The following is a 12,205-nucleotide window of genomic DNA, read 5'->3' as shown; positions in this document are numbered from 1 at the left end:
TTACCTTAGCTGAAATTAAGACCCTCAATGCGATCGAACGTCTCCCCGCCCTACGCGGTACGGCATTTGACAACGATGGTTTAAAAGTCCCCACTTTCCAAGAAGTCATTGATTTAGTCAAGCAAGTCGAAAAAGATACCGGACGTAAAATCGGCATCTACCCCGAAACAAAACACCCCAGCTACTTCGCAGCCCAAGGTACACTTCTCGACGGTACTACCAAAATTAATGTCAATCTCGGTCAAAAACTCGTCGATACCTTAGTTTCGAGCAACTTTACCGATCCCAAACGGGTATTTATCCAATCCTTTGAGGTGAGCAATCTCAAAGAAATTAACGATAAAATCATGCCTGCTGCCAAAATTGACGTGCCATTGGTGCAGTTATTTGGTGGTGCGGCTGGCAAGCCTTATGACTTTACCCTCAGTGGTAATGCGCTCACTTATGGCGACCTCACCAAACCCGCAGAACTGGTAAATATCGCTAAATATGCGGCAGGAATCGGCCCCGACAAACGCTTAATCGTGCCCTCCAGTACGGTAGATGCTGACAAAAATGGCATCCCAGACGATCTTAATGGTGACGGTCAACAAAGTGAAGCCGATCGAGTTTTGGGAACCCCCACTACTCTAGTTACGGATGCTCATAAGGCTGGTTTACAGGTGCATCCTTACACCTTCCGCAGCGAAGGTTTCTTCCTCGCATCGGACTATAAAGGCGACCCAAAAAAGGAACTAGAACAGTATATCAATTTGGGTGTCGATGCCTTCTTTACCGACTTCCCTGGCACTGGCGATTTGGTACGCGATAAATTTGTCGGTACGCCTGCTGTTGCCAACTTGGGCGGTTCGCGTGGCTTTGAAGGGATGGCAATCTCACCCGATAAGTCAACCCTCTATCCCTTACTAGAAGGTACGGTATTTGGCGATCCGGCTGGTTCGCTCCGCATCTATGAATTCGATGTCGCCAGCGGGCAATACAAAGGTCAACTCGGCTTCTACAAAATGGAAGCTACCGGAAATGCGATCGGCGATTTTGCAGTCATCAACAAAAATGAATACCTCGTCATTGAGCGCGATAACGGACAAGGTGCAACGGCTTTATTTAAGAAGATCTTTAAAGTAGACATCTCCAAAAAAGATGCCAACGGTAATGTCTTTAAAGAAGAAGTCGTCGATCTGCTAAATATTCAAGATCCCAACGACTTGAATAAAGATGGTAACACCAAATTTACCTTCCCCTTCGTGACGATCGAAGATGTCGTCGTTCTCGATAACAACACGATTCTGGTAGCTAACGATAACAATTATCCCTTCTCGACGGGTCGTTCACAAAGTGTCTCTGAAAGAGAATCGGCAACTTCGCCCGACAATAACGAATCGATTATTTTGGAACTAGCCAAACCACTATCGAGCGTTACTCAAGTATCGGGTACGGCGGGTAACGATAATCTCATCGCCAAGGTCACGCCAGGATTCGATGGGTTTAACGATAGTGTTTTTACTGGTGCTGGTAACGATACAGTCGATGTACCGATTGCTGGCGCGGCGGCGGGTGACAACCGGATCGATACGGGGAGCGGTGCTGACACGATTTTTATAGCTAATGGCGATCGAGTTTTTGGTGGTGCTGGCGACGATATTTTTGAGGCGAATGATGCCAAAGATTACCGGATTTCTGCGGGTGCTGGTAACGATACTTTGTTCTTAGGTGCCAACGGACGCGGTTTAGGTGGCGATGGTAACGACAAATTCTTTGTCGGTGCTGGTGGCGGGAATATCCTCTCTGGCGGTACTGGTGCCGACCAATTCTGGATTTATAACGGCGAAGCTCCGACAAGTGCAAATACAATTGTCGATTACCAAATCGGCACCGATGTATTAGGGATTACTGGCGGAGTTAAATTTACCGACTTGACTCGGACTGGTAATAATATCGCACTCGGCGGTAACACGATCGCGACCTTAACTGGGGTTGATACTACCACTCTCACCACAGCTAACTTTGCGTTTATTTAATTTGATTCGATCGCGTACTTCTCCTTAATATTCGCCATATCCCCGACTTCTTTGGAGAAGTCGGGGATATATTTTTACTAGCGAAATATTCTGGTATAAATTTTTGCAAGTTTGCGGAATCGATCGATCCCCCTCTGTAGCTGTCATTAAGATTCACTCTTTCCGGTTAGGAAAGACGAAATCGGGTAGTCGCGACTCACACTCAAGTCCACTACCGATGACACTTAAATTATCATGTTCGATCGACCTAATTCGATATCTCGCCTTGCGATCTTTTGTGCGACTATTGCCTTTTTACTCGGCAGTTTAACTGGTTGCAACAGTGGAACTTCGACGCGAAGTTCCAGTTCTAATTCGGCAACTTCCCAATCGCAATCGCCAGTCGCGTCACCAGCCACACCACAGGTTGCCAACACGGAGGCTAAACAAGCAGATAGCAGTGCTGCGCCATTAGCAGGATTGACTGGCTCTGGTGGCGAACAGCCAACTGAAGAAAGCTATAAATCAGTCGCCGAAAATCAATTTTTTGCGGCTACCAGTCAACCATTATCGACATTCTCGATCGATGTCGATACGGCAAGTTATAGTAACATCCGACGGTATATTAACGACGGTCAATTACCACCTCAAGATGCCGTCAGAATCGAGGAAATGGTTAACTATTTTTCCTATGATTATCCACAACCGACAGACGACAAACCATTTTCAATTAATACCGAAGTAGTTAACGCCCCGTGGAATCCCCAGCACAAACTCATCCAAATTGGGTTGCAGGGGAAAAAAGTTAGTGTGGAGAAATTACCGCCGAATAATTTAGTTTTCCTGATTGATGTCTCCGGTTCGATGAACGAACCCAATAAACTCCCACTGCTCAAATCTTCACTCAAATTGTTGGTCAACCAACTCAGACCGACCGATCGTGTTTCGATGGTGGTATATGCTGGTAGTGCTGGTTTAGTTTTACCATCGACTTCTGGCAAGGAAAAAAGTAAAATTATCGCCGCACTCGATAAACTAGAAGCAGGTGGTTCTACCGCTGGTGGTGAAGGAATCGTCCAAGCATATAAAGTCGCGCGCGAAAATTTCCTTAAAGATGGAAATAATCGGGTAATTTTGGCTAGCGATGGCGATTTTAACGTCGGAGTTAGTAGCGATGAAGCGTTGGTAAAGCTCATCGAAACAGAGCGTAATAGTGGGGTATTCCTTTCTATTCTGGGATTTGGGATGGGCAATCTCAAAGATTCTAAAATGGAACAACTCGCCGATAAAGGTAACGGTAATTATGCCTATATCGACAGTATTAATGAGGCTAAAAAAGTCCTAGTTAAAGAAATGGGCGGGACATTATTGGCGATCGCTAAAGATGTTAAAATTCAAGTAGAATTTAATCCCAAACAAGTCCAAGCATATCGGCTCATCGGCTATGAAAATCGCGTCCTTGCCAACCGCGACTTCAAAGATGATAAAAAAGACGCTGGCGAACTCGGCGCGGGACACGCGGTTACAGCCCTGTATGAGGTGATTCCTGTCGGGGTGAAAACCGACATCACATTTAGCAAGCCAACTGCAACACCCGATGCGGCGGATAAAGATACCAAGATCGCGGCAAATAGTCAGGAATTGTTACAAGTGCGATTGCGGTATAAAGCACCTAAATCGGACACTTCGCAACTCATTACTAGTAATGTAGCCGATTCTAATGTGACGATCGGTAAGGCATCTGCCAATCTCAAGTTTGCATCTGCTGTAGCTGCTTATGGGATGAATATTAGTAACTCGAAGTATAAAGGCAGTACTAATTTTAATACCATTATCGAGTTAGCTACTCAGTCTAAAGGTAGCGATTTAGATGGTTATCGAGCGGAGTTTATTCGCTTGGTTGAAAAGAGCAAGAAGATCGCGGAATCTTAGGTGGCTAGTGAGAGGGTGTCTGAAAAGTTTAGTTTGTCAAGCGTAAACCCTAGAAATCCCCCCTAGCCCCCCTTAAAAAGGGGGGAACCATCTGGAAGTCCCCCTTTTTAAGGGGGATTTAGATCTAAGATCGGAGCCAATAAGACTTTTCAGACACCCTCTGACAGCAATGTCGATCTGCAAAATTATTTGGTAGAGATGTTCCACCGAAAAATTTAGAGATTGACAAGATTTAGAGCAGGGACAATTTATAAACTGTCACTACTCTAAATTTACACCCTCATCTAATGTCATAAGATTAAAACAGATTATTAACACAAACTAAAACCTGGAGGTAACTATGAACGATCTAAACTCAGATCGACTGGATTTAAGCCATCCAGGTTATCAGATCGATCGAGTCTTAGGGCAGAATGTTAATGGCGGTAGGGTTACTTATTTAGCAACAGATTTAGAGGTGGATCGATCGGTAGTTATCAAACAGTTTCAATTTGCGACTATCGGTAATCGCTGGAGCGACTATGATAGCTATCAACGTGAAGTCGAAATCTTACAACAATTAAAACATCCAAACATTCCTAAATATCTTACTTCTTGGGAAACACCCAATGGATTTTGTCTGGCACAGGAATATAAATCAGGACGGACGCTAGCTGATTCAGGACGTGAGTTCGATTTAGAAGCCGTTAAGCAAATTGCGATCGATATACTAGAAATTCTCATCTATTTACAACAGCAAGTTCTTCCAATTATCCATCGCGATATCAAGCCTGAAAACATCTTAATCGACGATCGCAACTGCGTTTACCTCATCGACTTTGGCTTTGCTCGGAACACACATACCGAGCAAAATGCCAGCAGTACAATTAAAGGGACACTGGGATTTATGCCGCCCGAACAATTATTCAACCGTCCCTTAACTAAAGCTGCGGATTTGTATGGTTTGGGTGTCACCCTAGTTTGCCTATTAACCGGACAGAAATCGCTGGAAATAAGTCAGCTCATCGATACAAATTATCGGCTGGATCTGCGGTCTCATTTAGGTCATCTACCGCCAAGATTTCTCGATTGGCTGATAAAGATGACCGAACCCCGTCCCGAACACCGATATCCCGATGCTTTCACTGCGCTAACCGCGCTGCAATCGCTCAATAGTGCCCCAAACTCCCAGCCGCTAACGCGAATACCAGAGATTTTACTGGGTATACTGCTAACGCTAGGAATGTTTTCTTATTATAACCATCTGAGGACGATCTCCAAACCATCCACAGCCACTATTACGATCGAGCAATTACATACGAATCGGGGTTGTCCTGGCTGTAATTTAACTGGGATCGATCTTCAGCGGCTAAATCTACAAAGTTACGATTTTAGCGGTGCAAATTTCACTGGTGCGGATTTACGAAATGTCGATTTGCGGGGTGCGAGTTTGCGCGGTGCCAACTTGACAAATGTGCTGACTTTTAATGCTAACTTCGCCAGTGCCGACTTCACTGGCGCGACGATTTCTGACGCACTAGCGCGACAAATAAATCGACGGTAGTGCTGCGATTAAAATCGCCGTTACCTTATCAAATATATTTTATGAACAAAACAATGAAAGCTGGGCAGATCGTCGGACTTACGGCGATCGGAATTACTTTAGCTGGATTCTGTTACCTTAAATATCGGATCGATGATTCTAAAATAGTGAAGGTAATTTCTGTTGAAACTAAAATAGAAAAAGAGAGCGGATTCAAAAATACTAAATTTCAATACGTTCACCGCGATGGACAACAGGATTCTAAATCTGTTTTGGAAAAGTTCGATCGCCCCCTGTCCGAGATTGCCGCTAAAGATGGCTGTATCAGAATGGAATTAGCTTTTTCAGACTGGTTTCCGTGGGATAAATATCGCGGCTTAGTTAGTTTTAAAGAATTAGCATGTCCATTCTAAGAGCGCGATGTTACTAACCGATCGCACAAAATGCCGCCCAGTAGTAGGGTGCAGCAAAGGGTATTTCATTATCGCCAATGTCTAGTTTGATTTGCACTACTAGACATTGGCACTGATACCAGACTGAGCTAACCAGGGCGCGACCATTTCCTTACCGTTGGCTTGTCGCAGCCAGCGTTGAGCATCATTGAGGGCGATCGAATGGTTGGAAATAAGTTCTTAATGCGGTTACTTCGAGGTTAGTGAAGGTCAGATCTTGGGTGGGATCTTGGACTGCTAATAGGTTTTGCAGGGGCGGACGGCTCCATTTGCGGGCGAGTTGGAGCAACTGGACGCTGGGGCATAGCGAACGCCTTGGGGAAATCGATCGAGCAGCCACCAAAAGATTCGATCGCTGGTTCTGGATAGCGATCCTCCTCAAACTTTTCGATTAAAATCGTCAACAACTCCAGCAACGCATCTTCCTCTGGAGTGCGTTGACGATGCTCCAATGCTTCAGCCAAGAGAATTGCTGCTTCATTTTCGGATTCTGTTTCGATCGGCTACTGCCGCTTCTTGCAACAAGGCGATCGCAAAATCCTGTGCTACCACGATAACTGCCTTCTCATCTTGCGGCCAATCTACAGGTCGCCCGAATAGCATCAAAGTTTGACCGATCGAAGCCTGAATCTGGCTGGGCAACAAACAGCCCTGGGGGGTGAATTTCCGACCTAGTTCGGCTGCGAGAACATTCGATCGATCGTCTACCCAAAGTCGAGATTTTTTGTTCGCTCAAAGACCGAAATCACTTTAATCGACGCTTGCAACAACGAGCGATCGATTGGGAAATGATTCAGTTAGCAATTGCCTACGGTAAGTTTAAATATCATTCCCACGCCAAAACTTGGACACTACTCGATCGTAGCCTAATTTATACTCCCTACGCCAGATTTATCGACAAACTACGCGGACTGCGAATCATTGCAACTAACTATTCTAGCGATGACACGCTCAGACTCAGCACTGCTTACTGGGCATACGACTTGAGAAGATAATTACCCCTTCCAAAAAAAAGCGAAACACAGTCAGTATCTAAAATCCAAAAACTCATGGCAAGGTTTCCGGTTCTGTTCGCTCGGCTCTAATCGATCGAGTGATGTCGGCAAAATCTGGATCGTTCTTGAAAATACCTGCAAACTCGATCCACGGGTTTTGCGGTTGTGGGGCGGGGATTTGAATCGAGACAACCTCAGCATTAGCTAATCGCTCGGTGAGGCGTGTTTTGACTTGGTTAATGGCTTCTTGCGAGGTAATGGCGATCGCTTGACAGTCAGGCAGTTCTAAAACGGTAGCAGAAGATCTTCCGTCAGCAGTCTGTTCTAATAATATTTTGTAAGTTGAGGCAAGCATAAGCACTCTCAAGATTCGATCGACAGGATTAACCTACATTCTATCCAAGAATCAGGAAACTCATTTTTAAGGGGAGATCGACGATCTAGAACGATCGATCGCTTGTAACCACCCATAGATAAACGCGCTCGAATTCGCTGCTACCGAACGAGGGCGCAAAGATCCCCGACTTCTCCGAGAAGTTGGGGATCTGATGGTTTCCCAGCTTCGCGGCGAGGGAAAAGAGAACGAAAGTGTAAGGGGTAAAAGTATAAAGAAGTATAGAGGGTTACAAAGTCTTGGGGATCTCGCAGACAACTCGAAAACCGATACTGCTGCTGCGGAGACCGGGGGGATAGGTGCTACGAGCAGCAGAGCGGCAATCACGCGGATGACTGTTCCAGGAACCGCCCCGCAAGCGACGCAATTTAATTTTATATTCCTGTAAACTAATATCTCCTCTGGCACTACCATCCGTTGGCGCACCATTGTAATTGTCTGCGTATACATCCAGGCACCATTCTTCCACATTCCCATGCATACCATACAAACCCCATGCATTGGGGGGAAAACGTCCGACTTTGGTAGTTGTTTGGCGAGCTTCGCCCTTGATTTCTTTGCCATAGACAAAAAAGCTACCGTCATAATTAGCTAAATCGGTGCTAATCGTCTCGCCATAGTAAAATGGTGTCCTAGTTCCGGCTCGACAGGAATATTCCCACTGACTTTCGCTAGGGAGGGTATATTGTTTACCCGTGCGCTGGGATAGTTTTTGACAGAACTCCATTGCTTCCTTACAACGCACCCGTTCGACAGGCAAATTATATCCTTGGAAATGGGATGGATTTGTACCCATTATTGCTTGGTACTGCTGCTGAGTGATGGGATATTTACCCATGCAAAAGGATGAGAGATTGACGAGGTGGAACGGTTGTTCGTCACTTTTTTCAGTCGAACCCATCTTGAATCTACCAGCCGGAATATAAACCATGTCTAAACTAACACCATTGCCCAGACCTTCTCTGAAGTAATCAGCTTCGCCATTGATATGGATGATTTTAATTTCTGTTTTTTCTACTTCTATCTGTTTGTCAGACGACAAAAAACCTTTTTTAGTAACGATTTCTTTTTTGGTGACAATCTCTAATTTAGCGGTTTGGAACCAAAATTTTTGTCTGTTGGGTGTGGCTGAGGGAGTTGGTGCTTGTTTGGGTTGTGCTGGTGGTTTAACCTGTTGCCGAGGTGGAGTAATTAAAGACTCGATCGCCTGTAAAGCCTCATTTGCATTAGCATATCGCTGGCGATAATCTGGTGCAATCATGCGATCGATAACTGTGGCAACGTCCCTATTTACTCGACATAGATGTTCCCATTCGAGCTGTAGAGTATCATTATCGAACAAGGCATAGGGATGAGATCCAGTTAGACATTGAACCGCGATCGCACCTACTGCATAAACATCGCTGGCTAGTTTGGGACTGCCCATGCCCTGTTCGGTAGGCATATATCCAGGCGTACCGATGCCGATGGTTTGACTAATTATAGTATTTGGCCTGTTCGCATTAGCGGCGCGAATTTGTTTGACTGCGCCAAAATCAATCAGTACTAACTTGCGATCGATCTTACGACGAATGATATTATTCGGATTGAGATCGCGGTGGATGATATTTTGGCTATGAACCTTAGTCAATCCGGTGAGAATTTCCTGGAGGATTGCGAGGGTTTCTGATTTGGAGATTTTCCGCCTTTGCAATTCATCCGTCAAAGTGGTTCCGGCGATATACTCTTGCACCAAATAAAACTCACCCTGCAACGGGAAATAGGCATACAGAGAGGGAATTCGATCGTTATCTTTGCCCAACCGCTCTAATGTTTCCGCTTCCGTATTGAAGAGACGTTGCGCGATTTCGAGCGTCTCTGGATCGTTACTATTGGGCTTGAGGAGTTTGACTACTACTTGCGGTTGACTAGGTAAGTGAGTATCTACAGCCAAAAAGGTTTGACCGAATCCCCCTGCGGCTAGTGCTTTCTCAACGCGATATCGAGCGCATAATAATTGACCAGGTTGCATAGTCGATCGTAGTAGCAGAGGAGTGATTCCAATTCAATTATAGCTTGCTCCTAAACCCACATTGGATCGACGATATATGGAGAGATCGATAAAGATCTCAAAAATAGCAGACGCGCTCAAACACTCGATCGACCCTCGGTAATGCCATAATATATATATTCTCATTAACCCAGCAGCCCAAGATCGTGCAAGCTCACCAAAATAGTATCAAAGTCAACAGGATCGAGTAGTCATCACGTAAGCACGAATATTCCCACTTCAGCCGCCCCAGTCATGAGCTACTGCATCAACCCTACCTGTCCCGCTCCAGATCGGAATAGCCCCACCACCAATTTCTGTATGTCCTGTGGGGCAAAGATCCTGCTCAAGGATCGCTATCGCGCCCTGAAGCTATTAGGACAAGGTGGGTTTGGTAAAACCTTCAAAGCAGTAGATGAAGATCGACCTCGCAAGCCGTTATGTGTCATCAAACAGTTTGCATTTAGCAACAATCATCCCGAAACCAGACAGATTGCCCTCAAGCTGTTCTACGAAGAGGCACAACATTTAGAGGCATTGGGCAAACACGACCAGATTCCCGAACTCCTCGCCTATTTTGATATTGAGGGTCAACCCTATCTGGTGCAACAGTTTATCGATGGGCAAGATTTGGAGCAGGAATTAGCCACCGCTGGCACTTTTAACCAAGCCAAGATCCGCGAATTACTGGAGTCGTTGTTACCAGTTTTAGATTTCTTACACCATCAGTCACCACCAGTGATTCATCGCGATATCAAACCAGCCAATATTATTCGGCGGCGCAGTGACAGTGGTTTGGTATTGGTCGATTTTGGTGCGGCGAAGCAGGCGACTCAATCGATGTTAGCTAAAACCGGAACGGCGATTGGTAGTGCAGAATTTGCAGCACCGGAGCAAGCTAGACGTAAACCAGTATTTGCTAGCGATATTTATAGTTTGGGTGTGACTTGTATCTATCTACTCACTCAAGTTTCACCTTTCGATCTGTTCGATATGAATCAAGATGCTTGGGTGTGGCGAGATTATTTGATTGATAATCCGGTGGATGAAAAGTTAGGCAAGGTATTGGATAAAATGATTGCTAATGTTTTACCTCAACGATATCAGTCAGCATCAGAAGTATTAGCTGTATTAGGGCAAAAACCAGATCGTTTCAATACTCCGATCGATCCATCCAAATCTCAAAGCTTCGTCGAGGCGATCGATAGTAGTAGAGACACACCACGTAAAGAGCAATTAAAACTAGATGCTCAAGGGGTTTTGGCAGCATACCGACGCGGTCAGAGAGTCTTTACCGAGATGGATATTAGTAGTCTCGATCTCTCCAAAGCCCAAATACATGGAATTGTGCTCACTAATTCCAACTGTGCTGATGTCAATTTCCAAGGTGCCAATCTCTGTGGTGTTAAATTTGAAAAAGCGGATTTGAGTGGTGCGGTACTGAAGGATGCCGTCCTCAGTAGAGGCTACCTTAGCTATGCCAATCTCCAAAATGCCGACCTGCGAGGTGCCGACCTCAGCGATGCCTACCTCCACTATGCCAATCTTCACGGCGCAAATCTCTGTGGCGCAAATTTGAAAGGCGTTAAGGTAACAGAAGACCAATTAAATCGAGCTAAAACCAATTTTATGACTATTTTCCCTAACGGAAAACGCGGTGGATTCTGGTAGAAAATATAAAAAACATATCGAAAATAGAGGATTGTTATTGAGAGACTCGATTATCCAACGGGCGGGGTGGGTAGATCTCCGATTGCACTCATAAAACCCGAATGCTTGGGATTAGGCTGCATACTTTCGATCGATCTTTGCTGTGAGCCAATTTCAGCTAAGTTCCTTAGCAGCAGGCACATTGGTGGAAAAGATCGGATCTCTACATGTAATTGTTGAAAGATTAGGGCTAGAATTAAGCTAGATTCTGGCAGGTTCTTTGCAGATGACAGCGGATGAAGCCTTAGCATTACTGGATACACTGCTCCAAGCCCAAAGTCTGCGCGATCTGCAAGAGCAAGTATTTCGCTATACCTGGGCGGGATGGGCGGCATGGGTAAAACCTCATTAGCTGCCAAACTCACTCAAAAGTTAGCAACTTTAACTCAAGCTTTCGTTGGCGGAGCCTCTCCCTTGGAGAATCGAATTATCTGGCAATCTCTCCGCAATGCCCCACCGCTAGATAAAATTCTCTTTCAACTGATGGCGATTCTCTCTCGTCAACAGCAGCCCGAACCTGCGGATACCATAGATGCTCAGATCTCCCAATTGATGGCATATCTGCGCGCTACGCGCTGCCTGCTCGTTTTTGATAATTTTGAATCAATTCTTACCCAGCACTCGGCTCACTTGGCGACTAGCCAGCAGCATGGCAACTATCGAGAGGGGTATGCAGGCTATAGCGAACTGCTCCGCCGGATCGCGACCGAACATCATGCTAGTTGTTTATTAATAACCAGTCGGGAGAAGCCGAGTACCTTAATTCCATTAGAGGGCGAATCTGGATCGATCGGGACGCTGGATTTACATGGTTTGAGTGCGATCGAAGTAGCCGCGATCGGTTCTGCCAACGGGTGTCATACAGCCGAGTCCAGCGACTGGCAGCACTTCCAGCAATCTTACGCTGGCAACCCGTTAGCGATTAAAATTGCGGCGACCACAATTCGGGATTTATTTGACGGTAGTGTCAGCGCGTTTTTAGCACAGGGGGTAATTCTCTGTGATGGAATCGAGGCTTTATTAAGCCAACAATTCGTTGGCGGAGCCTCTTCTAAGGAACTTAGCTGAAACTGGCTCAGAGCAAGGATCTGTAAATTGGGTTGAAGCATGAAATTAGGGCGTGCCCAAACAAAGTTTCTTTCACCCTTTAGACGACATTTATGTCGGCTCAGAT

11 protein-coding genes and 1 pseudogene are annotated in these 12,205 nt (G+C 45.6%); 8 read left to right on the top strand and 4 right to left on the bottom strand.

The window, feature by feature from the left end:
• From RMO79_RS11445 to RMO79_RS11430, 4 genes are all read left to right on the top strand, one after another.
• Positions 1-2,018: esterase-like activity of phytase family protein (locus RMO79_RS11445; protein WP_310483288.1), on the top strand; the 2,018-nt coding region annotated here is incomplete at its 5' end.
• Between the two features lie 234 nt (positions 2,019-2,252).
• Complete coding sequence (locus tag RMO79_RS11440; protein ID WP_310483287.1) at positions 2,253-3,929, top strand: VWA domain-containing protein; 1,677 nt, start codon at positions 2,253-2,255, stop codon at positions 3,927-3,929.
• 340 nt (positions 3,930-4,269) lie between these two features.
• On the top strand, positions 4,270-5,472 hold the full coding sequence (locus RMO79_RS11435) for a serine/threonine-protein kinase (RefSeq protein ID WP_310483286.1): 1,203 nt from the start codon (positions 4,270-4,272) through the stop codon (positions 5,470-5,472).
• 41 nt (positions 5,473-5,513) lie between these two features.
• Complete coding sequence (locus tag RMO79_RS11430) at positions 5,514-5,864, top strand: hypothetical protein (protein ID WP_310483285.1); 351 nt, start codon at positions 5,514-5,516, stop codon at positions 5,862-5,864.
• A 184-nt stretch (positions 5,865-6,048) separates the two neighbouring features.
• Here the strand turns inward: RMO79_RS11430 and RMO79_RS11425 are convergent, their stop codons facing one another.
• A complete protein-coding gene (locus RMO79_RS11425) occupies positions 6,049-6,243 on the bottom strand; it encodes a hypothetical protein (protein WP_310483283.1) in 195 nt (64 codons plus the stop codon).
• A 137-nt stretch (positions 6,244-6,380) separates the two neighbouring features.
• A complete protein-coding gene (locus RMO79_RS11420) occupies positions 6,381-6,548 on the bottom strand; it encodes a hypothetical protein (protein ID WP_310483281.1) in 168 nt (55 codons plus the stop codon).
• A gap of 116 nt (positions 6,549-6,664) precedes the next feature.
• Between RMO79_RS11420 and RMO79_RS11415 the strand changes: the two genes are divergently transcribed.
• Complete coding sequence (locus tag RMO79_RS11415) at positions 6,665-6,898, top strand: hypothetical protein (RefSeq protein WP_310483280.1); 234 nt, start codon at positions 6,665-6,667, stop codon at positions 6,896-6,898.
• Positions 6,899-6,950: 52 nt separating this feature from the next.
• Here the strand turns inward: RMO79_RS11415 and RMO79_RS11410 are convergent, their stop codons facing one another.
• Positions 6,951-7,253 (bottom strand): hypothetical protein, encoded by a 303-nt coding sequence (locus RMO79_RS11410; protein ID WP_310483279.1) that lies wholly within the window; start codon positions 7,251-7,253, stop codon positions 6,951-6,953.
• 268 nt (positions 7,254-7,521) lie between these two features.
• On the bottom strand, positions 7,522-9,303 hold the full coding sequence (locus RMO79_RS11405; RefSeq protein ID WP_310483278.1) for a bifunctional serine/threonine-protein kinase/formylglycine-generating enzyme family protein: 1,782 nt from the start codon (positions 9,301-9,303) through the stop codon (positions 7,522-7,524).
• 273 nt (positions 9,304-9,576) lie between these two features.
• On the opposite strand from RMO79_RS11405, the gene RMO79_RS11400 reads away from it, so the two are divergent.
• The 3 genes and pseudogenes from RMO79_RS11400 to RMO79_RS11395 form a co-directional block, all read left to right on the top strand.
• Positions 9,577-10,992: a serine/threonine-protein kinase gene (locus RMO79_RS11400; RefSeq protein WP_310483277.1), complete on the top strand. Its 1,416-nt coding sequence runs from the start codon at positions 9,577-9,579 to the stop codon at positions 10,990-10,992.
• Positions 10,993-11,257: 265 nt separating this feature from the next.
• Complete coding sequence (locus RMO79_RS24550) at positions 11,258-11,383, top strand: hypothetical protein (protein ID WP_396136576.1); 126 nt, start codon at positions 11,258-11,260, stop codon at positions 11,381-11,383.
• A pseudogene (locus tag RMO79_RS11395) lies at positions 11,353-12,066 on the top strand (NACHT domain-containing protein); the annotation flags it as partial. The gene RMO79_RS24550 and the pseudogene RMO79_RS11395, both read left to right, overlap by 31 nt.
• Positions 12,067-12,205: the final 139 nt, after the last annotated feature.

This window comes from Chamaesiphon sp. VAR_48_metabat_403 (assembly GCF_031422475.1).
Taxonomy (GTDB): Bacteria; Cyanobacteriota; Cyanobacteriia; order Cyanobacteriales; family Chamaesiphonaceae; genus Chamaesiphon.
This window is presented reverse-complemented; position numbering and strand designations above follow the sequence as displayed.